This window comes from Amycolatopsis sp. NPDC024027 (genome assembly GCF_040638975.1).
GTDB lineage: Bacteria > Actinomycetota > Actinomycetes > Mycobacteriales > Pseudonocardiaceae > Amycolatopsis.
On record NZ_JBEZYY010000005.1, the window covers coordinates 186698 to 212479 of the forward strand.

The following is a 25782-nucleotide window of genomic DNA, read 5'->3' on the forward strand; positions in this document are numbered from 1 at the left end:
CGACTGACCGCAACACCAGCCCCACCAACCACAACTCGAGTTACGAGACATCCCTCAGGGAACCTGCGACCTTGGCTCGTTGACCCGGTCCGCAGCGAAACGCAGCCGGCGAATAAGGTTCCAACGCTTGATGAACATCGCGGCGTTTGCTGAGTCGAAGGGCAATACAGATGGAGGCGGAGGAGGTGCTTGCGACAGCCAGTTCTGGACTTTTTGTCGATCGGGCCCGCAGGCCGGTTCCGTTAGTTCAGCAAGCATCGTCGCTAGCGTCGCTTCCGGCCCGGCAGACGCAGCTGCTTCGGCCAGCTTCGCCGCGAACTCCGGCATCGACTGGTACACCGCGGCCATGAAGCACGTCGCGGTCCGTTCGGTCGCCGGTTTGTCGCCACCGGCCAGTGGCGGGGACATGGCCAGCAACAGTTTGCAGATATTGACGAACCGCTTGACCTGCCTGGGAGTGCCGGACACCAGGGGAGTGAGCGTCTCGACGAAGGCGAGTTCAGCTGGTGTGATCGTGAACTTCTGCGCGTCGCGGTCGAGCCAAGGCCCATAGACGGCCAGCATCTTGTCGGCGGCGTCTCGCTCACGGGAAGTGTACGTCAGGGCTGTGCCGGACTGTTCGACGGTTGCTCCGCGGGACTGTGCGACGGAGGGAAGCAGGAGCCCGCGCAACATCCGGTGCCGCCCGTCGTCGTCGAGCGAGTCGACCCAGAACGGTATTTGGAAGATCTTCTCGAGATAATCGGTCGGCGTCGGCGCGTCGCCGGCGGGAGGCGGCTTCTCCTTGAGGAGGGGAAGTGCACTCGCCAGCGCCTCGGTCAGCCACCTTGTGTCGACGGCCACCACTACGACGAACAACGGGAAAGCGAGGAGCAGGTGGACGGCTTCGAGCACCTCCAGGACGCGCCGAGGAGGGCAGCGGTCGAGGTCGTCGATGTAGAGGACGATCCGGTTGGGCGGACCGTCGGGACTTTGTGCCTCGTCGGTGCCGTTGTAGTCCGTCACGAGGGTGGAGAGTATCCTGAGGTCGTCGCTCACCGCGGACACGATGCCGAGCCTTTTGCGATAGTCGTCACTCACGGTGCGAGCGGAAAGGTAATCCGTGTAGACGGTGCCGTGGGTGAGCCGGGCGGCCGCGTCGTCGAGCTTGGTTCGTTGCGATTCTGCCTTCTTCAGTTTTCCCCGTTCTGTTTCGATCTCATTGTGGGTGTTCTTTACGGCCGTCTCTTCCTTTTGCTGCTTCTCTTCCGCAGTCCTGACCCGGTTCGCCAGTTGCTCCGCGACCTTTCGCTCGGCTTCCTCGGCGGCCTTCCGCTGGCGGTCGAGGAAGCCCGTCGCCGCGCGGACGACTGGAACAAGGGCGGCCGCACAGGTGGTCAGTGCGGCCGTCACGGCAGTAGGGAACGACAAGCCGGACCGGTCGAGGACCACGAGGACTGCCGGCATGATCAGCGTGGCGAGGAGAACCCAGACGGTGCGGCCCCGGCTCCAGAATTTGCCGTGCTTCCAGGCGGGCACGCTCGCCGCGACTTTGAGGCGGTGCGCCTCTTCGATGAACGCCGTGACCTCCGTACCGAGCCGTGCGCGGACTTCGTTGATCGCCATCCCCCTGAGGGCCGCCCGCGCGTCCGTGTCGAGGGCCGCGCGTACGACGGCGAGGTCGTCGGCCTGGCGCTTGGCGTTCGTGACCTGCTCCGTGGCCGTCCGAAGCGCTTCGACCTGCTTCTCCTGCGTGGCAACCAGGTCCTCGAGTTTCTCCCGAGCATGCACCAGCTCTTCCCGGTTGGCAGCTTCCTCGCCTTGCTGCTCCAGTCGCCGGCGACCCAGCTCAGTCAGCTTCGCGCGAGCTTCGGGCGACAGTTCGCCGTATATGCGTGAGAGCAGGGCGGCCCAGAGGTCCGTCTCTACGTACTGCCAGGCGTTGAACTCGATCGGGACGACCTTGGACCAGATCTCCTGCGACTCGGAGCGGCCCGCGGCCATCGTCGTCAGCTGGCCGACCCGGTGGCGGATCTTCGTCATCAGGAAGCTCTTGCCGCTTCCCCAGGTGCCGAAGAGGCCGATCGCGAGCGGGGGAACGAGCGTCTTGGAGGTGATGAGGTAGGCGAAGGCGTCGGCCTCGGAACCGACACCGACGAAGTCGGCGCTGGGGTCGGGGGCATCGTTCGAGATCGAGGCCATCGTGGCGGGTTGCCGGGGGAACCGCCGGGCAAGCCATTGCCCGATCTGTTCGCCCACCGTCGTGTCGCTCTGCAGGTCGATCGTGTCGGTGTCCTGCTCCGGGTCGACGCTGCGCAGGGATGGTATGACGTTGCCGAACTCGCTGACCAGTTCCGTGGCGCTGATTCCGAACCGGGCGAGTCCTGGCTGCAGTCGCTGGGGCCAGGGCGGCCGGCCGAGGAGACTGGCCAATACGTGCAGGACCTGCGCGGTGCCGCCGGCGCGCTCGCCGGCTTCGCCCATGATCGTGGAGACGTCGGAGGACCAGTCGCTCACATCCGGCCCGCGGGCTGCGGCGGCGGCCGAGCGGAGAGCGTTGTGGTCGAGGACAGGGCGGTCGTCCGGCAGCACATCCCGGGCGGTCAAACCGAAGTGGCCGAGGAACTGCCAGATCTCACCCTGTGGGTCGGGGTGTGCGAGGAGAAGCCCGATGAAGAGGTCATCAGAGGTGATCGGGCGGTGGTTGCCATCGAGCGCTGCAGTTCCGCTGGCCCACAAGAGCGCCTTGCGCACGGAGGGCGACCAGCCGGCTGTCGTTGATAGCTGTGTCATTTCTGATCACCTCGGAGGTCCATCCTCATGCTCTTGACTGGATTGTTCCCGTTTCTGGCGCGTGTAAGAATGTCGTTCACGAATCCATCGAGAAATCTTGATAGTCTCTCGCAACTGCCAGGACTAGCTGTCATATGCGATTCCGTCGTTTTTGGCTTCGAATCCTTGATGTAGCATCAGGGCGCCGATTCCGGTCGTGTTGGCCAGTGTCACGCAGAGAACGTGGTCGCGAGCGGGAGCGCCCGCTCTCGGAATGCGATGTTTTGATCTTTCCGCCGAATGTCCCGGTTAGCAGGAGTCCGGCCGTCAATGTGATCAGTGCGGTCAGCAGTGCGACGTCCATGGCAGCCTCGCCATTCTGAGAAGCATCTGACGGTACGCTGCAATGTTAGGCGTGTCATGGGCTTGGGAGGCGGCGGAACTGGGCTGATCGGGTGTACTATTTCAAGTAAGTGCTGCATTCGCGGTTGCGAACGTCTGGCCGGACTGGGCGAGAAGGCCAAACGTACCCATCTGATCGATGTGCTTGCCGTCGTAGCGCGTTCCGCGTGATAGCTGGAGTCAGGAGCTGGTTTCGATCGTCTCCGCGCGCTGACTCCCCGCTGGAACTGCGCCGAGCAGAGTGTCCGTTGCGGCGTCGGCGGTCACAGTGTGCAGACGGTGGGGGTGCGCATTGTGGCGGCGCGGTTGTCGCGCTCGAGCCGGAGTGAGCTGATCCGCCGGTTGATCGGCGCGTCGTGGATGGGCGTCTGTCGCGGAGTTGAGCTTTCGGGTACTCGATCAGCAGGTCGATGGCCGCGATCCGGGCGCGGAGGCCCACGCAGGCGGTGGGCTTGCCCGGTGGCGTCACGACGATCCTGCGCGGCGAGGCGGCGACCGCGCCGTCGGAGACGAGCCTGTTGATCGCGCGGATCATCCTCCCGGGCGAACAGGTCCCGGACGACGAGGTGTCCGACGTGCTGAGTGGGCAGGTCAGGTGTCGCTGATCGTGGGCGGTCCGGGGATGTGACGTTTGCGGACCGGGGTATAGATCGGATGATGTTTCTACAGCAGATTGGCGGCATCCCGCACGAGAAGGCGCTGAAGACGATCAGGCTGACCGGGAGCTGATGTCGGACTTGGAGCGAGCCTCCCCTGGCGCAGCGGGCAGGCTGATTGTTGCCTTTGGAGTTGCCAGGCATCCTCCATGCATGGCTGTCGTCGTGTCGTTCATCGCGGTGCTGCTCACCACGTTCGTGTTCGTCTACAATCGGCGAACATCTCGCAGGGACGTACTACTAAACGCGCACGAGAAACAGCTGGTACCCGAGAATCAGCATGGCCGGCGGGTGGTCTTCGAGCTGCGCGAGACCGGGGAGTCTCCCGAAGCTCTGTCCGCCGACGACTTCCGGTCGGCGAACCATGCGCTCTCGTCCCTCAACATGCTGGGCTTCCTGTGCTGCCGCCGGTACGTCTCGATGTCCGATGCGATCGCATTGTGGGGACTGACGGTCGTGCGAGTCGTCGATGCAGCGGAAGAGACCGGGTTCCTGGCGTTGCGTGACTCCCAGCAGGAAGGAACGCCGGTATGGCCTTACCTGCGCGAGTTTGCGCTGATCGCGCGGGCTCGGTCGCGCTTGTACCTGGACCCATTGCGGGTAGCCGGCTTCCGGAGGAAACCGCGGTTCAAGGTGCAGTTCGCTCCGGTTGTCGACGAAGTACAGCCGGCTGGTGGGGCAGTGCTGGGCGTGCAGGTGCACGATGGCCGATCCGGCATTGACAGGGGCCAGCGCGTCGATCGACAGCCTGAAGCCTGATCAGGGGGTCCGTCCTTCCTCGCCCGGCCGTCCGTGCCGCCGTAGGCGGTGCTCAATGAAACTGACCGACCACGAGCTGCGCGAGCTGGCCACCATTCTGCTCCGGCATCGCTCCACCGATGAGTTGGCGGCGATAACCTCGCCGCCTTGCTCCGCCAGCGCACAACCGTCACCTTCTCCATGCGCACCGCCACGGCCGCGTTCGCCGAAGAGCTGGCCCGCGCTCGAGAAGAAGCCGCGTTCGGTCGCCTGACCGACGAGCAGATGCTGCGACGTAGGCCGAATGAGGGTAGCGCCCTGATCAGCATGATCGGATGGTCGCTGTAACCGGGCGCAACGGTGACGATACGGAACGTGGTCGAGGTCGACTCGGTGTTGGTGGGAGTGTGCCTGCGGGACAGTGCGGGTCATGCGCGATTCTTTACGAATTGTGCAGACGCCAGCAGAATTCGTTTTTGAATCTATTTCACTAATCTGACGCTTTTTCGGACGTATCACACTGAATCGGGAATTGAGTGTGTCGCATGGTATCTATTCGGGAGGCCGAGCCGAACGACAGTTGCCCGTCGGCTACAGAGTCCGGATTGTCCAAAATGGAATGTTGGGGCCGGATCTGGGCCGTTTCGCGATCGGTCGGCACTGGGTCATCCCCGGCCCAAGCTGCTCAGACAGCCGCGACGCGTCCGCCGCATGGTCGTCAGCGGGGTAACGCATGTCACCCGTTTGGAGTACACCTGGACGTCCACTGGACTGAGTGGTCCGCCGGCATGTGGCCGTCTTCGGCTGGCGTCAAGACCGGGCCGCAGGGGGTGGTCGAGTCGCGTTGCTCGGCTAGTTTGGGTTATTTTCGCTGGTCAGGCGGCCGTTGAGCGGTGGGTGTGCCGGCTCCCGGTTGTTCTTTGCGAACCGGCACACCCATAGTCCCCCAGAGGGTGGGGCGTTGAACGCGTATCTCGACTGGTGGCGCATGCTGGCTTGTTGCTGCTTCCGTGCCCTCCGTCGGAGCGTGCCGAAGATCGCGTTGGAATCATGTACCTACATGGTCAAGGCCGGGGCTGGGTGTTCCACCAGGTTTGGCCGGCTTCGGGCAGGGTGTGGAGCGGGTCGTAGTAGGGGTAGCGCCGCTGCAGGGCTTCGGGGTCGGAGTGCTCGATGCCGGTCCGGTAGTTCTTCGTCCAGTACGAAATCCCCAGTTCACGGTCGTATTCGGCGAGTTGGTGGACCCAGCGTTTGCCGACGTAGGGGACGTCGCACACGATGCGCGGCGTCGCGTACCCCGGCAGGTACCCCATGATCGCGTGCTGCAGCTCTTGGGCCTCCCACACCGAAACCCGCCAATGCTCCGCGTTCGGGATCATGTCGCACATGTAGAAGTAGTACGGCAGGATGTTCGCTTCCCCTTGCAGGGCAAAGCAAAGGTCCAGCAGAGCCGCCGGCGTCGCGTTGACCCCGCGCATCAGCACGCCCTGGTTGCGCACATCCCGCACCCCGACGTTCAACGCCGTCTGGGCTGCCTCCGCCACCAGTGGGGTCACCGACTGGGCGTGGTTGACGTGCGTGTGGATCGCCAGGTTGACGCCGCGCCGCTGGGCGGTGACCGCCACTCGCTCGAGGCCTTCGACGATCTTCGGCTGGAGCCAGTGCTGCGGCAGCGCCGCGAGGGCCTTCGTCGCCAGGCGGATGTCGCGGACCGTTTCGATGTCCATCAGGCGCATCAGGAACGACTCCAGCTGCGGCCACGGCACGTTGGCCACGTCGCCGCCGGAGACCACCACGTCGCGGACGCCCGGGGTCTTCTTCAGGTACGCGATCATCGCGTCCTGGCGGTCGACCGGCTTGAGCGTCAGCTTGTGCTTCTCGACCGTCTCCGTCGAGTTGCCGACCAGGTCCATGCGGGTGCAGTGGCCGCAGTACTGGGGGCAGGTCGAGATCATCTCGGCCAGCACCTTCGTCGGGTAGCGGTGGGTCAGGCCCTCCACGACCCACATCTCGGCCTCGTGCAGCGAGTCGCGCTCGGAGTGCGGGTGGCTCGGCCAGGTGGCGTCACGATCGCTGCGCACCGGGAGCATGTAGCGGCGGATCGGGTCGGCGTAGAACGCCTCGGTCACCTTGGCCGGGTCGGTGCCCGCGGTGGGGGCCATCGTGTTGAGCATCTGCGGGGGCAGCAGCATCGACATCGTCGCCAGCTCGCGCTGGTCGGCGAGCAGGTCGTCGTAGAAGCGTTCCTCCAGCAGGTCGCCCATCAGGGCGCGCAGCTGCTTGACGTTGCGGACGCAGTGCACCCGCTGCCACTGCGCGTCGCGCCACTCGGCGTCGGTCACGTCGTGCCAGCCGGGAAAGCGGCGCCAGTCGGGTTCCACCAGCTCGGCGCGGGCGTACTCGTAGGGCTGGTCAAAGGCGGCGGCAGGCGTCACAGGTTCCTGGATCGCAGTCACTTGTACTCCTAGTCGTCGGGAACGCGTTAAAATATCCTGTCATAACGTTCTCACGGAGTAAATCTTCCTGCGTGCCGGGTCGCCGTCCCCCACGTGGACGCAGGAGGCAGACTCAGGGACGTGACGGACGAACACACCACGCTCCTGCTCGGCGGGCGCATCTACACCCCCGCCGGTCCCGACGCCACGGCGATGGCGGTCACCGGCGGCACCGTGGTCTGGGTCGGGCAGGACGCCCCGGCCCGCACCCTGCACGCGAACGCCGAGATCGTCGACCTCCACGGTGCCTTCGTCGCCCCCGCGTTCGTCGACGCGCACGTCCACGCCACCGCCACCGGCCTGCACCTGACCGGCCTCGACCTCACCGGCGTCCGCGACGGCGCCGGCCTGCTGGCCCGCGTGCGCGACGCCGCCGTGCCCGGGCAGGTCCTGCTCGCGCACGGCTGGGACGAGACCACCTGGACCGACCCGCGCCTGCCCGGCCGCGCCGAGCTCGACGCCGCCGCCGGGGGCGCGCCCGTCTACCTCAGCCGCGTCGACGTCCACTCCGCGCTCGTCTCCACCGCCCTGGTCGAGCTGGCCCCGGCCGCCCGCGCCGCCGACGGCTGGTCGCCCGACGGCCCGCTGACCCGCGCCGCCCACCACGCCGTCCGCGCGGCCGTGCGCGCCGCCATCACTCCCGAGCAGCGCGAACGCGCGCAGCGGGCGTTCCTCGCGGAGGCCGCGAAGCAGGGCATCGTCAGCGTCCACGAATGCGCCGGCCCCGACATCTCCGGCCGCGACGACCTCGCCGCCCTCCTCGCCCTCACCGGACCGGACACGCCCGAGGTCGTCGGGTACTGGGGCGAGCTCGGCGCCGTCGGCACCGCGCGCGAACTCGGAGCCCGGGGCCTGGCCGGCGACCTGTTCGTCGACGGCGCCCTCGGCTCCCGCACCGCCGCCCTGACCCGGCCCTACGCCGACCACCCCGGCGCGGGCACGCTCTACCTCGACGCCCACCAGATCGCCGGGCACCTCGCCGCCTGCACGGAAGCCGGGCTGCAGGCCGGCTTCCACGTGATCGGCGACGCCGCGGTCGCCGAGGTCGTCGAAGGCTTCCGGCTGGCGGAGAAGGAAGTCGGGCAGCGCGCACTGGCCGCCCGCCACCACCGGCTCGAGCACCTGGAGATGGTCACCGCCGAGCAGGCCAAGCAGCTGGCCGGCTGGGGGGTGGTCGCTTCGGCGCAGCCGCTGTTCGACGCGCTCTGGGGCGGCCCGGAAGGCATGTACGCCGAACGCCTCGGCGCGGACCGCGCGGCCGGCCTCAACCCCTTCTCGGCCCTGGCCGCCGAAGGCGTCCTGCTCGCCTTCGGCTCCGACGCGCCGGTGACCCCGCTCGACCCGTGGGCGAGCGTCCGCGCCGCGGCCTACCACCGGACCCCGGGCGCCGGCCTGTCGCCGCGGGCGGCGTTCACCGCCCACACCCGGGCCGGGCACCGCGCGGCCGGCGTCAACGACGGCGTCACCGGCAGCCTCGTCCCGGGCGCGCCGGCGCACTACGCGATCTGGGACGCCACCGACCTCGTCGTGGCCACCCCGGACAGCCGCGTGCAGCGCTGGTCCACCGACCCCCGGGCGGGCGTGCCGCCACTGCCGCGGCTCGAACCGGACGCCGCCCTGCCGACGTGCCTGCGCACGGTCCGCGCGGGTGACGTCCTCCACGACACCATCACCTAGAGTTCTCGGCTGTGGCAGTCACCGTGGCGGACCCCGAACCGGGCGCCCAGCACCAGCCCGCCCGCACGCGGCGGTTCCTCCCGCCCTGGCTGCTGCGCACGGCCGCCGCGCTGGCGTCCGGATTCGCCTATTACCTGAGCTTCGCGCCGCGCCCGCTGTGGTGGCTCGCGCCGCTGGCCTTCGCCGGGCTGGCCCTCGTCCTGCGCGGACGCCGCTTCCGCGCCGGCTTCGGCTACGGCTTCGCGTTCGGGTTCGTGTTCTTCCTGCCGCTGCTGACCTGGCTGCTGGACTTCCTGGGCCCCGACTTCGGCCCGTGGCCGTGGCTGGGCCTGTCGTTCGCGCTGGCGCTCTACCACGGCCTGGCGGGCGGCCTGATCACGCTGGTTTCCCGGCTGCCGGCCGCGCCGCTGTGGGGCGCGCTGGTGTTCATCGCGCTGGAGACGCCGCGTGCCTGGTTCCCCTTCGGCGGTTTCCCGTGGGGCCGCGTCGCCTTCAGCCAGCCCGAAGGCGCGTTCCTGCCGCTCGCCTCGATCGGCGGCGCCCCGCTGGTCGGCCTGGCCGTCGTCTTCACCGGCTTCGGCCTGGCCACCCTCGCCGCCCGGCTGTGGGACGTGCGCAAGCTCACGCGGCCGGTGGTCTTCGCCGCCCTCGCCACGCTGCTGCCCCTGGTCGCGGGCCTGGCGCTGTGGCCGTCGATCGGCACCGGCGCGCAGGACGGCGAGCGCACCGTCGCGACCGTCCAGGGCAACGCCCCGGACATCGGTCTCGCGCTGCAGGGACAGCGGACCGTGCTGCGCGACAACACCATCGCCGAGAGCCGGCGGCTGCTCGCCGACATCCGGGCCGGGAAGGTGCCCAAGCCGGACCTGGTGGTGTGGCCGGAGAGCGCCACCACCGTCACCGGTCCGGACCTGCAGGTCGACCAGCTGGTCGCGAACTTCGGGGTGCCGGCGCTGGTCGGGGCGATCTACCGGCTGCCGGACGGGCACCTGCAGAATTCGGTCATCGCCTGGGACCCGCGCACCGGCCCTGCCGAGCGCTATGCCAAGCAGCAGCTGGTGCCCTTCGGCGAGTACGTCCCCGCTCGCAAGCTCGCCCAGCTCGTCACGCCCTTCCTCGACTCCGAGACCGTCGACATGGTCCCCGGCGACGGCGCGAACCAGACCATGGCCGCCGCGGGCACGAAGGTCGGCGTGTTCATCTGCTACGAGACGGCGTTCGACTACCCGGCTCGTGACGCCGTGCGCGACGGCGCCGAGCTGCTGGTGGTGCCGACGAATAACGCCTGGTACGGCGAGAGCGAGATGAGCGAGCAGCAGCTGGCCATGTCCCGGCTGCGGGCGGTGGAGCACGGCCGGGCCGTCGTGGTGTCCGCCGTCTCCGGGGTCAGCGCGATCGTCGCGCCCGACGGGACGGTGACCAGCTCAACCGGCCTTTTCACCGCGGATTCCCTGGTCGGGCGCGTCCCGCTGCGGACGCAGACTACGCTGTCGGATCAACTAGGTGCGTGGACGGAGTACGGGCTGCTGGCTCTGGCGATCGCCGGGGTGGCCGGTGGGCTCGTACTCCGTTTTCGCACCCGGCGCACCAGCGCCGGCACGGCAGGGGAAGCGGCGGACTGACCGCCGCGGATATCGGAGGAGCACGGATGTCGCAGGCGCCGCGGGGGGCCCGGGAAATCGAGCCGGTGCTGGTGGTGATCCCGACGTACAACGAGCGGGAGAACCTCGGCCCGATCCTGGATCGCCTGCACAAGGCACTTCCGGACGTCCACGTGCTCGTGGTGGACGACGGCAGCCCGGACGGCACCGGCGAGCTCGCCGACGAGCGCGCGGCCGCCGACGACCACATCCAGGTGCTGCACCGCACCGAGAAGGCCGGCCTCGGCGCCGCCTACATCGCCGGGTTCCGCTGGGGCCTGGCGCGCGAGTACAACACGATCGTCGAGATGGACGCCGACGGCTCGCACGCCCCCGAGGACCTGCCCCGCCTGCTGGACGCGGTCGGCGACGCCGACCTGGCGATCGGCTCGCGGTACGTGCCGGGCGGCAGCGTGGTGAACTGGCCGGTGAACCGCCAGATCCTCTCCCGCGGCGCCAACATCTATTCGCAGGTCGCGCTGGGCATGCGCACCCGCGACATCACCGCGGGCTTCCGCGCCTACCGCCGTCCGGTGCTGGAGAAGCTGGCCCTGGACGAGGTCAACTCGCACGGCTACTGCTTCCAGATCGACCTGACGATCCGCACGGCCGACGCCGGGTTCGAGATCGTCGAGGTCCCGATCACCTTCACCGAGCGCGAGATCGGCGAGTCGAAGATGAGCGGCTCGATCATCCGCGAGGCGTTCCTGCGGGTCGCCAAGTGGGGCGTCGAGCGTCGCTGGCACCAGCTGCGCAAGCTCGTCAAGCGCGCCTGAGCCGTTTTCCCCGGTTCTGGGCCATCATGGGCCGGTGACGACCATCGTGGCCTTCCACGCCCACGCCGACGACCCCGTCCTGCTCAGCGGCGGCACGCTGGCCCGCGCCGCGGCCGACGGGCACCGGGTGGTGGTCGTGGTGGCCACCGACGGCATGGTCGCCGAGCACCCGACACCGCGCTGGGCCGAGCTGGAGGCCGCGGCGGCCATCCTCGGCGTCCGGCGCGTCGTGCACCTGGGCTACGCCGACAGCGGCCACGGTCCGGTGCTGTACGCGGACCCGCCCGGACGGCAGCGCTTCGCCCGCGCGGACACCGAGGAAGCCGCGCACCGGCTCGCGGCCCTGCTGCACGAGGAGTGCGCCGACCTGCTGCTCGGCTACGACGGCAACGGCGGCTACGGGCACCGCGACCACGTGAAGGTGCACGAAGTCGCCCGCCGGGCGGCCCGGCTGACCGGGACGCGGCTGCTGGAGGCCACCCTGCCCCGGGACTTCGCGCTGCGGTTCGCACGGGTGGTCCGGGCGCTGCGGATCCCGTTCGAATACGACGTCGATGCGCTCGAGCACGTCTACAGCCCGGCCTCGGCCGTCACCCACCGGTTCGACGTGCGGCGGTTCGCCGGGCGCAAACAGGCGGCGCTGGCCGCGCACGTGTCCGACGTGCGCGGTACCGGGCGGCTTTCGGCGGTGCTGCGGCTGCTCGTGTGGCTGCCGGCGCCACTGTTCGGGCTGGTCGCCGGCCACGAGTGGTACGCCGAGGTCACGCCCGCAGGATCGCCACACCCTGGGCTGCAAGTTCCTGCACGTTCTGGTCGTCGGCGTCGGTGATGATCCCGGCGACGTCACCGAAGGGCAGCACGCCGAACCGTGACGCCGCGCCCAGCTTCTCGGCGCTGGCCAGCACGTAGGTGTCGGCCGCGCGCCGGGCCAGGGTGCGCTTCATCGCGGCTTCGTCCGCGTCGCCGGTGGTCAACCCGGCCTCGGGGTGGACGCCGGTGACGCCGAGCAGGAAGACGTCGGCGCTGATCGACTGGGCGGCCTCGGCCGCGGCCGCCCCGCAGGTGACCGCGGAGTGCCGGAACACCCGGCCACCCAGCAGGAACACCTCGACGCCCGGGTGGCCGAGCAGGGCGACCGCGACCGTGGGGCTGTGGGTGACGACGGTCGCCTCGAGGTCTTCGGGGAGGGCTTTCGCGACGGCCAGGGTGGTCGTGCCGCCGTCCAGGATGACCGTGGAGCCGGGCCCGACCAGCGCGGCGGCCACCGCGGCGACCCGGTCCTTGCCGCCGACGGCGATGGCCGTGCGGCTCGCGTAGTCGGCGACGGCGGGGGAGACGGGCAGCGCGCCGCCGTAGACGCGCTGGCAGAGCCCGGCGGCGGCGAGGTCGCGCAGGTCGCGGCGGATGCTGTCCTCGGAGACCCCGAGCTCGGCCGCGACGTCCTTCGCCAGGACCTTGCCGTCGGCGGCGAGCCGGGCGAGCAGCAGTTCACGGCGTTCCCCGACCAGCATGCACGATCCTCCTTGTTTGTTCCGAGTCGTGCACATTATGGTCGGGGCATGACCTCTTCGACAAGCCTGTCCCGCAACCCGCGGGTCCGGGTCACCAACGTGGAGCTGCTCTCGTCGGCCTGGTACGTGCTGCGCCGCACCACGTTCGACTACCAGCACGGCGACGGCCGCTGGACGACCGAGCAGCGCGAGACCTACGACCGCGGCAACGGCGCCACGGTGCTGCTCTACGACCTCGACGGCGGCACGGTCCTGCTGACCCGCCAGTTCCGCTACCCGGTCTACGTCAACGACCACCCGGACGGCATGTTCGTGGAGACCGCGGCCGGCCTGCTGGACGCCGACGACCCGGAAACGGCGATCCGCCGGGAGGCGCAGGAGGAGACCGGCGTGCGGATCGGCGCACTGGAGCACGTGTTCGACGTCTACACGAGCCCGGGCTCGGTGACCGAGCGCCTGCACTGCTACGCGGCGCCCTACGACCCCGCCGACCGCGGCGAAGGCGGCGGCCTCGCGGAGGAGGGCGAAGACATCGAAGTCCTCGAGCTCCCGTTCCCCAAGGCCCTGGCCATGATCGGCACCGGCGAGATCGCGGACGCCAAGACGATCATGCTCCTGCAGTGGGCCGCCCTGCACGGCCCCTTCCGCACGGCGGCGGGATAGCGGCGGCCCCGCCCTCGACCGCCAGGGTGACCGCCCGCCAAGGTCGCGAATGACTCATTCGCGGCCTCAGAGGTCCCGAATGAGTCATTCGCGACGTTCGCAGCCGCAGTCGCAAGCGCCCGACGGATCGGGTATGCGAAAGGCCCCCGCGGGGGGAGGTCGCGGGGGCCTTTCCGTTGTGGTGGGAGCTTGGCTACGAGGCCGAAGCCGGGAGGATCACGCCGACCGGGAGGTGCGGCGGCCCTTCAGCTCGGCGAGACGTTCGTTGAGCAGGTCCTCGAGCTCGGGGATCGTGCGCCGCTCGAGCAGCATGTCCCAATGCGTGCGCGGCGGCTTGACCTTCTTCTGCTCGGGCTGCCCGCCATCGACGATCTCCGATTCGCTGCCGTGCAGGCGGCACTCCCAGACCGTCGGGATCTCGGCGTCGTCGGAGAACGGCACCTCGAACTCGTGGTTCTTCGGGCAGGCGTAGCGCACGGTGCGGCGTGGGGCGAGGTCGTGGTTGCGGTCGGTCTCGTAGCTGACCGCTCCCAGCCGGCTTCCACGAAGAACACGGTCGGCCATGATGGGGTCCTTTCAGTCAGCTCCGGGGTGGAGCCAGGGTGTTGCTCACCCTATGCAACGACCCGGGGGCCCGGAGGATTCCCGGGACACCATGTCGTTGCTCACGATGAGCTGCGTCACCCGCCTGCAACAGCTTCCACTAGTAGGAGGCATTTCGCGCTTCGGCGTGACGTCAATACGGCCTTCTTAGTGCTGATATCCCCCGGATGGGCTACCCGGGTCTCGCTCAGGTCAACCGTAACTGACCGTGATGGGCGGTAACCGGGCCCAAGTCACCCGATCGAAAGTGGCGGCGACACAATACCTGATAACGCACAGTAGCGAATTCGGCCTCAAAACGTGCTGAAGCTGAAGTTTCAACTACGGATTGTTCGGTATCTGCCACCACGACGGTATCGCCCTCGCGTACGACCTCGCCGTCCACCACCCGCGCGTTGAACCGCCCGGACAGCCCGCACCAGCACAACACCTCCACCTGAACCGGCTGCAACTCGTCCGCCAGTTCGAACAGACGAGCGGCTCCCGGGAACAACCGGCTCCGGAAGTCCGTCGCGATCCCGAAGCAGTAGACGTCGATCTCGACCTCGTCGGCCAGCTCCGCCAGCTGGTCGACCTGGCCGGGGGAGAGGAACTGCGCCTCGTCCACCACGACGTAGTCCACGTGCCGGCCCTGCGCCCACTCCTGCCGCACCAGGTCACGCACGTCGGTGTCCTCGCCGACCTCCACCGCCTGCCGGGTCAGCCCGATCCGGCTCGAGATCTGCGGCGCGCCCGAGCGGTCGTGGCGCACCAGCACCAGCCCCCGGCGCCCCTGCCGCGCGTGGTTGTGGTCGATCTGCAGCGCCAACGTCGACTTCCCGCAGTCCATCGGCCCGTAGCAGAACTTCAGCCTGCCCACCGGCGGCGTCCCGCGGCGGGAACCGGCCGCGGGAACCGACGAGAGGGCGTCGGTGGGATCAGGGCCGGCGGCGTCGTTGAGCAAGGTCACGACGCCCGACCCTATCGGTGGCTACAGAACCTCCGGCGGACGGTTGCCCGCCGCCACGATCGCCCGCCGCACCGGCACCAGCCACACCAGCACCAGCCCGGCCGCGAAGAAGATCACCAGCGCCACGATGGCCAGCCGGAACGACCCCGTCGCCTGCCCGACCCCGGCGAACACCAGCGGCCCCAGCCACGACGTCCCGCGCTCACCCACGACGTAGAGCGAGTAGTACTGCGCGTCCTTGCCCACCGGGATCATCTGGCTGAACAGCGACCGCGACAGCGCGTTCGTCCCGCCCAGCACCAGCCCGATCCCCACCGCCACCGCCAGGAACTGCCCCAGCTGCCTCGGCTGCACGAAGTACGCCCCGGCCAGCACCACCATCCACACCACCAGGCTGCCCAGGATCGTCCGCTTCGCCCCGATCCGCCGCGCCACCAGCCCGTGCAGCGTGCCACCCAGGTACGCCACGAACTGGATCACCAGGATCGTGACGATCAGCACCTCGTTGCCGAACCTCAGCTCGTCCTTGCCGTACTGCGCCGACACCGTCACCACCGTGTTGATCCCGTCGGTGAAGACCAGGTAGCTGCCCAGGAACGCCAGCGTCAACGGGTACGCCTTCGCCGCCACCAGCGTCTGCCGCAGCTCCGTGAACCCCGCCCGCAGCACCGAACGCCCCGGCGCGACGTCGACCGGCACGTGCCGGCGGGGGAGCGCCCGCACCGCCGGGAAGGTGAACGCCGCCCACCACAACCCCGAGGTCAGGAAGCAGATCTGCACCGCCAGACCCTGGTCCACCCCGAAGAGGTCGTGCTTGAGGTAGAACCCCAGCTGCAACGCCAGCGCCAGCCCGCCACCCAGGTACCCGAACGCCCAGCCCTTCGCCGAGATGCCGTCCCGCTCGTCCGGCCCGCCGATGTCGACCAGGAACGAGTAGTAGACGACCAGTGAACCCCCGTAGCCGATGTTCGCCACGATGAACAACGCCGCACCCAGCTGCCAGTCCGACCCCGAGAAGAAGAACATCGCCGCCGCGGCCGCCGCACCCAGGAACGCGAACCCGGCCAGGATCCGCCGCTTGTTGTGACTGCGATCGGCCACCGCACCGGCGATCGGGAGCACCAGCACCTGCACCACCGTCGCCACCGACAGCAGGTAGCCCCACACCGAACCGGCCGGGAAGTGCAGCCCCAGCAACGTCACGTCGCAGTTGTGCAGCGTGTCCGGCTCACCCGCCGCGTTCAGGCACGCGCGGTCCCCGTTAAGGGTGATGTTCGCCTTCGCGTCCGCCGCCGCGATCGGGCTCATCGACAGCGCCCCGAACACCGTCGTCGTCGACGAATAGAACGGCGAATTCGCCCAGTCGTAGAAATACCAGCCCCAGCGCTCGCGCTTGGTCGAGCGCGTCCCGGCCAGCGTCATCCACGGCTCCTTCACCTCGAGAACGTCCAGGTCAGCGCGGAGACTACGGGGGCACCGCGACCCCCGAGAACGCACCACCGAAACCGTGTCCGGTTTGTCGCCTCGTGATCATCCACCGGCCCGTCCCACCGCCGCCGTCGACCTCTCGCGGCGTGTCGCCGCTAAAAGTGAACAGTGTTTCATGTGAGACTGCTGCGCCGATCGTGTCTGTTGTGGTCAGTGGGACACGCTCCTACTGTGCACCCATGATCCAGAAGCGCCGACGCACCGTGGTGAGAACCCTGCTCCTCGCCATCGCCGCCACGGGTCTGCCGCTGGTCACTCCGGCCGTCGCCTCCGCGGACCCCGCGTCGAGCGCCTGGGCCAAGCTCCGCATGTGCGAATCGAGCGGCCGCTACGCCACCAACACCGGCAACGGCTACTACGGCGCCTACCAGTTCGACCTGCCCACCTGGCGCAGCGTCGGCGGCCAAGGCCGCCCCGACCAAGCCGCCCCCGCCGAACAGGACTACCGCGCCCTCTACCTCTACCGCATGCGCGGCTGGCAACCCTGGCAGTGCGCCGGCGAGCTCAAGCTCGCCCCCGACGCCGACGCCCGCAGCAAACGCGTCCCCACCTACACCGAATCCGCCTACATCGGCGGGGGAGGCCTACCCGCCCCGCCCCCGGGACCCGGCGGTCCCCGGCCCGCGTGGCCCGGCGTCGTCTACCGCTACGGCGACTGCGCCGACCCCCTCAAGACCTTCCAGCTCCGCATGAACGCCTTCGGCTACGGCTTCACCGGCACCGGCTGCTACCTCGACAAGACCCGCACCGCCGTCCTCGACCTCCAGCGCGCCAACGGCATCAACGACAGCGGCCTCCTCGGCCCCAAGACCTGGGAAGCCGCCTGGACCGGCAAACCACCCCGCTGACGCTCACGGCTCCTGCGACTGCCGCCACTTGCCCCGCTCGATCAGCACCTCACGCAGCAGATCCGGCCGATCCGTCACGATCCCGTGCACCCCCAGGTCCAGCAGCATCCGCATCTCCGCCGGATCGTCGATCGTCCACGTGTGCACCTCGATCCCCGAACGCCCGGCGATCGACAGGAACGCCTTGTCCACCACCCGCAACGCCCCCTGCCGCACCGGCACCTGCGCCATCGCCCCCAGCACCAGCCGCCCCAACGGCAGCAACGGCAACCGGCCCCGCACCCACAACGCGAACGCCGACCGCGGCCCCATCGCCGTCACCAGCCGCGGCCCCGCCAGCTTCCGCAACCGCACCAGCCGCGCGTCCGAAAACGCCGCCCCCGCCACCCGGTCGAACGCCTTCGTCCGCTCCAGCACCCGCACGAACGGCTCCACCGCCCGATCGGCCTTCACGTCCACGTTGAACCGCGCGTCCGGCAGCTCCTCCAGCACGTCCTCCAGCCGCGACAACGGCGCCTTCCCGGCCACCTTGACCCGTTTCAGCTGCTCCCACGTCTGCCCCGCGATCGGCCCGGAGCCGTCCGTGGTCCGGTCCAGATTCGGATCGTGGTGCACCACGACCACCCCGTCCGCCGTCGCGTGCACGTCCGTCTCGAGGTACCGGTACCCTTCCGCGCACGCCCGCTGGAACGCCGGCAACGAGTTCTCCAACCCCTCCAGCTCACCCAGGTGCCACCCCCGGTGAGCGAAGGCGCGGGGGAGCGGGTCGGCCAGGTACGGGAACGACACGTGCATCCCCCAAGTGTGCACTTCCGCCATGACCCCGGCATGAGCAACCGATGGCCAGCTAGGGTCTCCCGGGTGAGGGAAGCCGCCGAACTGACCCAGCCGACCACGATCGAACTCGCCCCGGCCCGCCGAGGCGCCCCCAAGCACTGCGGCTGGTGCGGACGACGCCTCCCCGAAGGCGGCAACGTCGGCCGCCGCCGCCGCTACTGCGGCCAATCCTGCCGCCAGCGCGCCTACGAACGCCGCACCGCACTACAGCGAAGCGGACTCCCCGAAGACGCGGTCGTCCTCTCCGACACCGAAATCGCAGCGCTCCAGGACCGGCTCTTCCAGCTCCGCTGCGCCGCCGAAGACATCGTCACCGCGGCGGACGACGGAGCCGACCCCCGCGAGCTGCGCGGGCTCGCCGAGGAAATCGCCCGAGCGGCCAAGGACCTCGAACAACTCCGCTGACCCCGCACCCCGACGGACGACACGCGTACTCAACTGGACGACACGACCACACCGGCCCCCGGTCGCCGTGTCGTCCCTCCAGGCACGCGTGTCGTCCGTTCAAGCACGCGTGTCGTCCAACGCCGTACTCAGCTCAGCCCGTCCAACGCCCGGTATGTCCGATTGCTCGCCGCCGCCGCCCGCTGCTCCCGGCCCGTCGCCTCGATGTAGTTCTGACTCGTCGCCAAGCTCGCGTGCCCCAGCAACGCCATGATCTCCGACGCCGTCGCCCCGTCCTCCGCCAGCCGCGTCGCGAACGTGTGCCGCAACGCGTGCAGATTCGCCCCCGCCGGCACCCGGTCGTGCAACCCCGCACCCCGGTAACACGACTTCACCAGGTACTCCAGCGCACCCCGCCCGATCGGCTCACCCGCCCGATCCAGCAACAGTGGCGAACCAGGGGAGAACCGCACGTTCGGGAACCGCACCCGGCACGACTCCCGGTACCGCTCGATCAGCTCCGCCAGCACCGGCTGCACCGGAATCGACCGATCCCGGCTGCCCTTGCCCTTCACGTGCAACCGCAGCTCACCGGCCCGCCCCACCAGCGACCGCGCCGACAGCGCCCGCATCTCCGCCGCCCGCAACCCCGCCACCAGCCCCAGCGCGATCACCAGCACGTCCCGCTCCGGCCACGGATCCCGCGCGCGCCGCGAACCCGCGGCCGCCGCCGACAGCAGCTGCTCCGGGGTTTCCTCGCCCCGCAACGGCTTCGGCGTCAACGCCGGCGTCCGCGGCCGCGCCACCGCCCCCATCGGATTGCCCGCCAGCAGACCGTCGGCCACGCAGAACGTGAGGAACTGGTTCCACGTCGACCACGCCCGCAGCACCGAGCTCTTCGCGTGCCCGTCCGCGAACACGCCGAACGCCGACCGCAGCGCCGGCCCGGTGAGGTCGGCGACCTCCAGGTCCTCGGCCGGACGCCCGAGCTCCGAAACCAGGAGAGTGGTGATGCCGGCGAGATCCCGGCGGTAGGCGTCGGTGGTGTGCGGAGAGTCCTTGCGGGGACGGCGGGCGGCGAAGAAGGCTTGCTGGGCCTCGGAAACCCTCATGTGGATCTTGTACCGCACACCACCGACAGTTTCCGTGGCCGGGTCCCAACCCGGCATTTCATGCATAATGGCAATTATGCATGAAATGCCGGGGTAACCCAGGATCTTCCCCCTGGGGGACACGGAACTCTCCGGATTGCCGCACCGAGCCGTCAGGCGCCCTCATGTACTCGACCGCGGGGCATCCGCACACATGTTCGGCACCGACTGATGAGGAGCCGAGGCGGCTACGGGGGCCAGTGGTGCGAATCGGGCGTCATCAACTGCGCTGTGCGACGACTTCAGCGCGCCCGAACCCCAGTCAGTTTCGTCACCGTGACGTTTTGAGGTCGGGTGACCGGACCTCGGGCTCACGCCTCTCAGGGGATGCTCTCGGACCTGCTGAGGCTCGGATCCAGCCACCTGTCGGTTGAGCAGGCCGACGAAACCCTCACAGGAGCCGTCCTGGCGAAGCGAAACGCTCTCGCAAGCCCGACAGGTCCGACCCCGGATTCGACACCCCTCCCAGCCTTCCGGCCAGCGTGTCCCCAAGTGCCGATAATGTACATTATGTCAAGTAACGTCAGTGCCAGTCGCTGATCATGACGTCCTTCGGTGCCGGGGCGCCCTCCCCGGTCTCGACGAGCTGCTTGAGGCTCATCAGGTAGGTCGCCCACTTCGTGCTGCAGTGGTGCATGAACTCGCCCGCCTCGCGCCAGCCTTCGTGCTTGAACAGGACGATCGTGTAGTCGCTGCGCTGGTCGAGCTCCCAGCGGATCGTCGTGCCGATCCACTCCGGTGGCCCGTCGACGACCTCCCAGCGGACGAGCCGGCCCGGCTCGAGTTCGAGGACCTTCATGTCGAAGCCGCCCGGGATGAAGCGGAAGGCGATGACGCCGCCGGGTTCGGTGTCCCCCACGGTCTTCTCGGTCCACCAGCCGGCCAGGCCGTCGAGCGTGGTGAGTGCCTCGTAGACCTGTTCCGGGGTGGCGTCGTGGACGCCGATGCGGTGCAGGATGTCCATTTCTACTGTTTCCTTTCGATGGTCTTCTCGATGGTTTCGGCGATGTGCTTGATGCGGCGGAGCCGGGCGTCCCAGGCGTTGCCGACGTCGGTGAGCTGGGCGACGGCGCGCGCGAGCTGGTTTTCGTCGACGCGGAACTGTTTTTCGCGGCCGGCGCTGTGGGCGTGGACGAGGCCGGCGCGGTCGAGGACGGTGAGGTGCTTGGCGACGGCTTGGCGGGTGACCGGGAGGTGTTCGCTGAGGCTGGTCGCGGTGCCGCTCCCCTCGTTCAGGAGCAGGTCGAGCATCCGGCGGCGGGTGGGGTCGCCGATGGCGGACCAGAGGTCGTCGTCGACGGCGGTGGTCACCGGGTGGCTCCGACTTCGGCGGCGTAGGCGGGCAGGCGGGACAGGAAGTGGTCCCAGCCGGTGGTGTGGTCGGCGTGTTCGGCGGCGATCTTGGCTTCGTTCCAGCCGCGTTCGCGGAAGCCGGTTTCGGTCATCCGGAGGCGGGTGCCGGTGCCGGCGGGTTCGAGTTCGAAGACGACGAGGAAGGAGTTGCCGGGGGCGGCGGTTTCCCCTTCGGCGTGGGCCCAGCGGAAGGAGAAGTGTTTCGGGGGGATGGCGTCGACGACGGTGAACTGGACCCAGGAGCCGCCGAAGCCGATGCGGCCCGCTCCCCCGGGTTCGGCGGGGTATTCGGCTTCGTCGGGCCACCATCCGCGGAGGTGTTCGGGGCTGCTGACGACGTCGAAGACGACGTCGGGGCGGGCGTCGATGTGGATTTCCCGTTCGATGGTGCCGTGTTCCATGGAGACTCCTTGTGCAACGTTCGGTTGCGTTTCACGTTAGCTCGCCGGGAGCGGATGTGCAACCTTCGGTTGCGCAAAGGTCTTTCTGGGCCCAGGCGACGTCGCGCCAGGCGCCGTGTTTCCAGCCGACCCGGCGGTAGACGCCCGCCGGCTCGAAGCCAAGGGCGCGGTGGAGTCCCGCGCTGGCGTCGTTCGGCAGGGTCATGCCGGCGAAGGCGCGGCAGAAGCCGCGGTCGCGCAGTCGCTCGAACAGGGCTTCGTAAAGGGCCCGGCCGGCGCCGGTGCGGCGGCGGCCTTGTTCGAGGTAGATGCTCGTTTCGCAGGACCAGCGGTAGGCGGCGCGTTCGGCGAAGCGGGTGGCGTAGGCGTATCCGGCGACGCGGCCGTCGTCTTCGAGGACGAGCCAGGCGTGGGCGCCGTCGATGCGGCGGGCCATTTCGGCGGCGGTGGGTGGTTCGGTCTCGAAGGAGACGACGGTGTCGGTGACGTAGGGCGCGTAGAGGGCGGCGCAGGCGGTGGCGTCCTCGGCGGTGGCGGGTCGAATCATGCTCATATGGTAGCCGCACTGGCTCGTATAGTATCCGGAGTTATGACTGATCCCCTGACTGCGCGCCTGGCCGCCACGGTGCACGCCGCCCGGACGTCGCAAGGTCTCTCGTCCGCGGCGCTCGCCGACCGGTCGAGGGTGTCGCGGGCGATGATCGGCAAGATCGAGCGGGGTGACGTGCAGCCGACGGCGGCGTTGCTGGCGAAGCTGTCGGCGGCGCTGGGCCTGACATTGTCGGAGCTGATCGCGCGGGCCGAGGGTGACGAGCGGCGGCTGGTGCGGGCGGCGGAGCAGCCGGTGTGGGTGGATCCGGACACGGGCTACCGGCGGCGGTCGGTCTCCCCGGCGGCGGGCCGTCCGCTGGAGCTGGTGGAGGTGGAGCTGCCGCCGGGGGTCGAGGTGCCGCTGTCGTCGGGGACGTATGCGTTCCTGCACCAGCAGATCTGGGTGCTGGCCGGGCAGTTGCGGTTCCACGAGGGTGCGGAGGTCCACGAGCTGGCCGCCGGCGACTGCTTGCAGCTGGGGCCGGCGGCGGACTGCGTGTTCGCGAACCCGGGCGCGGTGCCGTGCCGGTACCTGGTGGCGCTGGTGAAGCGGTCGGCCTGAGCGGTCGGGATCACCGGGAAGTGAAGGGGGAAATACTCTCTATCCATGGTTGAGGTGACCGTGGAAGAGACCGTGTCGTGCACGCCGGAGGCCTTCCTGGCGCTGGTGATGGATCCGCGGCGATACGCGGAGGTCGACCGCAAGCTGGGCCGGATCGACTGGGTCCACGCCGACGGCGACGTCACCGAGTTCCGGTTCCGCTCGGTGCTGCCCGGGCTGGGCCCGGGCCCGAAGATCGTTTCCCGGATGACGCTGACCCCGGGCCGGCGGGTCGATGTGCGGTTGCCCGATCGGCCGGAGAACCGCCTTGCGCGGCGGTTCTCGACGTTCGAGGCGCACTTCGAGTGTGTGCCGGTGGACGGCGGGACCCGGGTGCGGCGCCGGATCGCCTTCGGGTTCGTCGCTCCCCTGCGGTGGTTGGTCGAACCGGTGCTGCGTCGCAGGCTGCCGGCCGACGTCGAAGCCGAGGTGAAGGGCGCGAAGCGGCTGCTCGAGCGTTGACTGAAGCAATGAATCAGTGCTTCACTTCTTGACGTGCCCTACCGCCGCACCCCGAAGGTGCAGGAACGCCTCGACGCCCAACGGGAGACGATCGTCGTCGCCGCGACGCATCAACTGGCCGAACGCGGCTACAGCGGCTGCTCCGTCGCCGCGGTCGCCGAACGGGCCGGGGTTGCCGTCGGGAGTGTCTACCGGCACTTTCCCACCAAGGCCGATCTCGTCGTGCACGTGTTCCGGCAGGTCGTGACGCGGGAGGTCGAGGCGGTCCGGGCGGCGTCGGCGGCGGCGGGGGCACCGGCCGAGCGGGTCCTGGCGGCCGTCGACACCTTCGCCCAGCGTGCTCTCAAGGCGCCGAAGCAGGCTTATGCGCTGCTCATCGAGCCGGTCGACGCGCTCATCGACGCCGAGCGGCTGGAGTTCCGGCGGGCCTTCACCGAGGTCATCGCCGAGCACGTCGCTGCCGGTGTCCGGGAGGGCGTGCTGCCGCCGCAGGACGGCCGGCTCACCGCCGCCGCGCTGGTCGGGGCCGCCGCGGAAGTCCTGATCGGTCCGTTGACCAGCGGAAACGCCGGTGACGTCGCCGAGCTTCGCACGTTCATCCTTCGCGCTCTAGGAGGTTCCGATGCCCGCCACGCATGAGGTCACCAACCAGGTCCCGCCGTTGGCCGGGCACGACGTCGCCGACGATCCGGCCTTGCTGGTCGGGCTCGAGCGTGCCGGTGCGGGCTGGGCGGCGGCGGAGCTGCACGAGCTGGGCCGGCTGGCCGGGACGGAGCAGGCGCAGGAGTGGGGCCGGCTGGTCAACGAGAACGAGCCGGTGCTGCGCACCCACGACCGGTACGGCAACCGGATCGACGAGGTCGAGTTCCACCCGCACTGGCACGACCTGATGCGGGTCGCGACGGCGCACGGCCTGCACGGCACGCCGTGGCGGGACCCCCGCGAGGGCGCGCACGCGGCGCGGGCGGCGAAGTTCTACGTCTGGGGCCAGGTCGAAGCGGGGCACAGCTGCCCGATTTCGATGACGTACGCGGCGGTTCCGGCGTTGCGCGCGAACCCGGAGCTCGCGGCGCGGTACGAGCCGCTGCTGGCGGCGACCGAGTACGACTTCGGGCTGCGGGACCCGGCCACCAAGCGTGGCCTGCTCGCGGGCATGTCGATGACCGAGAAGCAGGGTGGCTCGGACGTCCGGGCGAACACGACGACCGCGTCCCCGGCCGGGGACGGCAGCTACACCCTGGTCGGCCACAAGTGGTTCACTTCGGCGCCGATGTGCGACGTGTTCCTGACGCTGGCGCAGGCGCCAGGCGGGCTCTCCTGCTTCCTGCTCCCCCGCGTCCTGCCGGACGGCTCGCGCAACCGGATCCTCCTGCAGCGGCTGAAGGACAAGCTCGGCAACCGGTCGAACGCGTCGTCGGAGATCGAGTACGACAACGCCGTGGGCTGGCTGGTCGGCGAGGAGGGTCGTGGGGTCCGCACGATCATCGAGATGGTCAACAACACCCGGCTGGACTGCACGCTGGGCAGTGCGTCGGGCATGCGGCTGGGTGCGGTCCGCGCGGTGCACCACGCGACGCACCGGCGTGCGTTCGGCGAGGCGCTGGTGGACCAGCCGCTGATGGCGAACGTCCTGGCCGACCTGGTGATCGAGTCCGAGGCGGCGACGACGGTGGCGATGCGGCTGGCCGCGGCGGGCGACCGGCGCGGTGACGCGCAGGAGCAGGCGTTCCGCCGGCTGGGGCTGGCGGTGTCGAAGTACTGGGTGTGCAAGCGGGCGCCGGCGCACGCGGCCGAGGCCCTGGAGTGCTTCGGTGGCAACGGGTACGTCGAGGAGTCGGGGATGCCGCGGCTCTACCGGGAAGCGCCGCTGTCGTCGATCTGGGAGGGCTCGGGCAACGTCGCCGCGCTGGACGCGTTGCGCGCGATGGGCCGGCAGCCGGAGTCGGTCGCGGCGTTCTTCGCCGAAGTCGAGCAGGCCGCCGGCGGTGACGCCCGGCTGGACGACGCGGTGGACCGCGTCCGCAAGGAGCTGACCGATACCGGCGGCATCGAGTACCGGGCGCGGCGGCTGGTCGAGGCGATGGCGCTGGTGCTGCAGGGATCGCTGCTGGTGCGCCACGGCCACCCGGCGGTCGCGGATGCCTTCTGCGCGTCGCGGTTCGGCGGTGACTGGGGCATCGCGTTCGGGACGCTCCCGGCCGGCGTCGACACGGGAGCGATCATCGAGCGCGCCGCGGTTAGCTAGCCGGCCCGCTCGGCCCGCTGCCGGGCCAGTTCCTCGACCGCGCTGGGCAGGGTGGTCTCGAAGTCGATCAGCTTGGCCCACGTCGGGGTGATGACGATCCGGACCATGCCGTCGTAGAGGGAGCGCACCTCGCGTTCCCATTCGACCCGCTGCTCGGGGGTCATCTCGTAGCTGCCGTTCATCTGCAGGTACTCCTCCGGGATGCCGTCGACGACGTCGAGTTCGGCGTGGCCGCGGATGAGGAGGATCTTGGGCGGGTGCACTTCGGTGTCGATGGTCAGGGCGACGGCGGGGTTGGCACGCAGGGACGGCAGCTTCGGGGAGTTCTTCGTGGTGCACAGGACGATCTCCGTGCCGTTCCAGGTGAAGGCGATCGGGATCGAGCGCGGGGTGCCGTCCTTGGCGACGTAGGCCAGCCGGGTGATGTCGCGGTCGAGCAGTTCGCGGCTGAGCGGCCGGTCCAGCACCTCGGCGATCTCGTTCGGCAGCATGGTCGTCTCCTTCTCCGGTCGTGGCCCTGAGAGGCCGCTGATACCCCGGGGACGGAGCGGCCGGCGCGT

27 protein-coding genes are annotated in these 25782 nt (G+C 69.5%); 14 read left to right on the forward strand and 13 right to left on the reverse strand.

Features of this window, described 5'->3' with window-relative positions:
• Nucleotides 1-54: 54 nt before the first annotated feature.
• The gene (locus AB0F52_RS15220; RefSeq protein ID WP_360170069.1) at nucleotides 55-2733 is read right to left on the reverse strand and encodes a P-loop NTPase fold protein; all 2679 of its coding nucleotides are present in this window, start codon (nucleotides 2731-2733) and stop codon (nucleotides 55-57) included.
• An 830-nt stretch (nucleotides 2734-3563) separates the two neighbouring features.
• Between AB0F52_RS15220 and AB0F52_RS15225 the strand changes: the two genes are divergently transcribed.
• The 3 genes from AB0F52_RS15225 to AB0F52_RS15235 all read left to right on the forward strand — a co-directional run bounded on the left by AB0F52_RS15225 (nucleotide 3564) and on the right by AB0F52_RS15235 (nucleotide 4895).
• Nucleotides 3564-3758: a hypothetical protein gene (locus AB0F52_RS15225; RefSeq protein ID WP_360170072.1), complete on the forward strand. Its 195-nt coding sequence runs from the start codon at nucleotides 3564-3566 to the stop codon at nucleotides 3756-3758.
• Between the two features lie 204 nt (nucleotides 3759-3962).
• Nucleotides 3963-4568, forward strand: a complete 606-nt coding sequence (locus AB0F52_RS15230; RefSeq protein WP_360170075.1) for a hypothetical protein — start codon at nucleotides 3963-3965, stop codon at nucleotides 4566-4568.
• A gap of 147 nt (nucleotides 4569-4715) precedes the next feature.
• Nucleotides 4716-4895: a hypothetical protein gene (locus tag AB0F52_RS15235; protein WP_360170078.1), complete on the forward strand. Its 180-nt coding sequence runs from the start codon at nucleotides 4716-4718 to the stop codon at nucleotides 4893-4895.
• Nucleotides 4896-5611: 716 nt separating this feature from the next.
• On the opposite strand, the gene AB0F52_RS15240 is transcribed toward AB0F52_RS15235, so the two are convergent.
• On the reverse strand, nucleotides 5612-7003 hold the full coding sequence (locus tag AB0F52_RS15240) for a lysine 2,3-aminomutase (RefSeq protein WP_360170081.1): 1392 nt from the start codon (nucleotides 7001-7003) through the stop codon (nucleotides 5612-5614).
• Between the two features lie 120 nt (nucleotides 7004-7123).
• Between AB0F52_RS15240 and AB0F52_RS15245 the strand changes: the two genes are divergently transcribed.
• Genes AB0F52_RS15245 through AB0F52_RS15260 form a run of 4 tightly spaced genes read left to right on the forward strand, consistent with a single transcriptional unit; the run spans nucleotide 7124 to nucleotide 11964 of the window.
• Nucleotides 7124-8719, forward strand: a complete 1596-nt coding sequence (locus tag AB0F52_RS15245) for an amidohydrolase (RefSeq protein WP_360170084.1) — start codon at nucleotides 7124-7126, stop codon at nucleotides 8717-8719.
• An 11-nt stretch (nucleotides 8720-8730) separates the two neighbouring features.
• Nucleotides 8731-10341, forward strand: coding sequence for an apolipoprotein N-acyltransferase (gene lnt, locus AB0F52_RS15250; protein WP_360170087.1), 1611 nt, complete (start codon nucleotides 8731-8733; stop codon nucleotides 10339-10341).
• Nucleotides 10342-10367: 26 nt separating this feature from the next.
• Nucleotides 10368-11135, forward strand: coding sequence for a polyprenol monophosphomannose synthase (locus AB0F52_RS15255; RefSeq protein ID WP_360170090.1), 768 nt, complete (start codon nucleotides 10368-10370; stop codon nucleotides 11133-11135).
• Between the two features lie 34 nt (nucleotides 11136-11169).
• A complete protein-coding gene (locus AB0F52_RS15260; protein ID WP_360170093.1) occupies nucleotides 11170-11964 on the forward strand; it encodes a PIG-L family deacetylase in 795 nt (264 codons plus the stop codon).
• Here the strand turns inward: AB0F52_RS15260 and AB0F52_RS15265 are convergent.
• Nucleotides 11897-12646 (reverse strand): DeoR/GlpR family DNA-binding transcription regulator, encoded by a 750-nt coding sequence (locus AB0F52_RS15265; RefSeq protein ID WP_360170096.1) that lies wholly within the window; start codon nucleotides 12644-12646, stop codon nucleotides 11897-11899. The two genes, AB0F52_RS15260 and AB0F52_RS15265, sit on opposite strands and share 68 nt — an antisense overlap.
• A gap of 48 nt (nucleotides 12647-12694) precedes the next feature.
• On the opposite strand from AB0F52_RS15265, the gene AB0F52_RS15270 reads away from it, so the two are divergent.
• Entirely contained in the window at nucleotides 12695-13309 is a 615-nt protein-coding gene (locus AB0F52_RS15270; RefSeq protein WP_360170099.1) for an NUDIX domain-containing protein, read from the forward strand.
• 216 nt (nucleotides 13310-13525) lie between these two features.
• Here the strand turns inward: AB0F52_RS15270 and AB0F52_RS15275 are convergent, their stop codons facing one another.
• The 3 genes from AB0F52_RS15275 to AB0F52_RS15285 all read right to left on the reverse strand — a co-directional run bounded on the left by AB0F52_RS15275 (nucleotide 13526) and on the right by AB0F52_RS15285 (nucleotide 16283).
• Nucleotides 13526-13873 (reverse strand): RNA polymerase-binding protein RbpA, encoded by a 348-nt coding sequence (locus AB0F52_RS15275; protein WP_003081521.1) that lies wholly within the window; start codon nucleotides 13871-13873, stop codon nucleotides 13526-13528.
• A 226-nt stretch (nucleotides 13874-14099) separates the two neighbouring features.
• Nucleotides 14100-14861, reverse strand: coding sequence for a thymidine kinase (locus AB0F52_RS15280; RefSeq protein ID WP_034285024.1), 762 nt, complete (start codon nucleotides 14859-14861; stop codon nucleotides 14100-14102).
• A gap of 21 nt (nucleotides 14862-14882) precedes the next feature.
• Nucleotides 14883-16283, reverse strand: a complete 1401-nt coding sequence (locus AB0F52_RS15285) for an MFS transporter (protein WP_360170780.1) — start codon at nucleotides 16281-16283, stop codon at nucleotides 14883-14885.
• A 245-nt stretch (nucleotides 16284-16528) separates the two neighbouring features.
• Between AB0F52_RS15285 and AB0F52_RS15290 the strand changes: the two genes are divergently transcribed.
• Nucleotides 16529-17197, forward strand: coding sequence for a transglycosylase family protein (locus AB0F52_RS15290; RefSeq protein ID WP_360170103.1), 669 nt, complete (start codon nucleotides 16529-16531; stop codon nucleotides 17195-17197).
• Between the two features lie 3 nt (nucleotides 17198-17200).
• On the opposite strand, the gene AB0F52_RS15295 is transcribed toward AB0F52_RS15290, so the two are convergent.
• Entirely contained in the window at nucleotides 17201-17992 is a 792-nt protein-coding gene (locus AB0F52_RS15295; protein ID WP_360170106.1) for a glycerophosphodiester phosphodiesterase, read from the reverse strand.
• A gap of 66 nt (nucleotides 17993-18058) precedes the next feature.
• Here AB0F52_RS15295 and AB0F52_RS15300 point away from each other — a divergent pair, with 66 nt between their 5' ends.
• Nucleotides 18059-18439: a hypothetical protein gene (locus tag AB0F52_RS15300; RefSeq protein WP_003081494.1), complete on the forward strand. Its 381-nt coding sequence runs from the start codon at nucleotides 18059-18061 to the stop codon at nucleotides 18437-18439.
• 128 nt (nucleotides 18440-18567) lie between these two features.
• On the opposite strand, the gene AB0F52_RS15305 is transcribed toward AB0F52_RS15300, so the two are convergent.
• The 5 genes from AB0F52_RS15305 to AB0F52_RS15325 all read right to left on the reverse strand — a co-directional run bounded on the left by AB0F52_RS15305 (nucleotide 18568) and on the right by AB0F52_RS15325 (nucleotide 21870).
• Nucleotides 18568-19548, reverse strand: a complete 981-nt coding sequence (locus AB0F52_RS15305) for a tyrosine-type recombinase/integrase (protein ID WP_360170109.1) — start codon at nucleotides 19546-19548, stop codon at nucleotides 18568-18570.
• 544 nt (nucleotides 19549-20092) lie between these two features.
• Entirely contained in the window at nucleotides 20093-20533 is a 441-nt protein-coding gene (locus AB0F52_RS15310; protein ID WP_360170112.1) for an SRPBCC domain-containing protein, read from the reverse strand.
• Between the two features lie 2 nt (nucleotides 20534-20535).
• Nucleotides 20536-20880: a metalloregulator ArsR/SmtB family transcription factor gene (locus tag AB0F52_RS15315; protein WP_360170115.1), complete on the reverse strand. Its 345-nt coding sequence runs from the start codon at nucleotides 20878-20880 to the stop codon at nucleotides 20536-20538.
• Nucleotides 20877-21323: an SRPBCC domain-containing protein gene (locus AB0F52_RS15320; RefSeq protein ID WP_360170118.1), complete on the reverse strand. Its 447-nt coding sequence runs from the start codon at nucleotides 21321-21323 to the stop codon at nucleotides 20877-20879. The genes AB0F52_RS15315 and AB0F52_RS15320 overlap by 4 nt, the downstream gene beginning before the upstream one ends.
• 31 nt (nucleotides 21324-21354) lie before the next feature.
• On the reverse strand, nucleotides 21355-21870 hold the full coding sequence (locus AB0F52_RS15325) for an N-acetyltransferase family protein (RefSeq protein ID WP_360170121.1): 516 nt from the start codon (nucleotides 21868-21870) through the stop codon (nucleotides 21355-21357).
• Between the two features lie 42 nt (nucleotides 21871-21912).
• On the opposite strand from AB0F52_RS15325, the gene AB0F52_RS15330 reads away from it, so the two are divergent.
• Genes AB0F52_RS15330 through AB0F52_RS15345 form a run of 4 tightly spaced genes read left to right on the forward strand, consistent with a single transcriptional unit; the run spans nucleotide 21913 to nucleotide 25222 of the window.
• Complete coding sequence (locus AB0F52_RS15330) at nucleotides 21913-22476, forward strand: helix-turn-helix domain-containing protein (protein ID WP_360170124.1); 564 nt, start codon at nucleotides 21913-21915, stop codon at nucleotides 22474-22476.
• 45 nt (nucleotides 22477-22521) lie between these two features.
• Nucleotides 22522-22977, forward strand: a complete 456-nt coding sequence (locus AB0F52_RS15335; protein WP_360170127.1) for an SRPBCC family protein — start codon at nucleotides 22522-22524, stop codon at nucleotides 22975-22977.
• Between the two features lie 33 nt (nucleotides 22978-23010).
• Nucleotides 23011-23616 (forward strand): TetR/AcrR family transcriptional regulator, encoded by a 606-nt coding sequence (locus tag AB0F52_RS15340; protein WP_360170130.1) that lies wholly within the window; start codon nucleotides 23011-23013, stop codon nucleotides 23614-23616.
• The gene (locus tag AB0F52_RS15345; protein WP_360170133.1) at nucleotides 23600-25222 is read left to right on the forward strand and encodes an acyl-CoA dehydrogenase family protein; all 1623 of its coding nucleotides are present in this window, start codon (nucleotides 23600-23602) and stop codon (nucleotides 25220-25222) included. Before AB0F52_RS15340 ends, AB0F52_RS15345 begins: the two co-directional genes overlap by 17 nt.
• Here the strand turns inward: AB0F52_RS15345 and AB0F52_RS15350 are convergent.
• Entirely contained in the window at nucleotides 25219-25713 is a 495-nt protein-coding gene (locus AB0F52_RS15350; RefSeq protein ID WP_360170136.1) for a pyridoxamine 5'-phosphate oxidase family protein, read from the reverse strand. The genes AB0F52_RS15345 and AB0F52_RS15350 overlap by 4 nt on opposite strands.
• Nucleotides 25714-25782 lie beyond the last annotated feature (69 nt).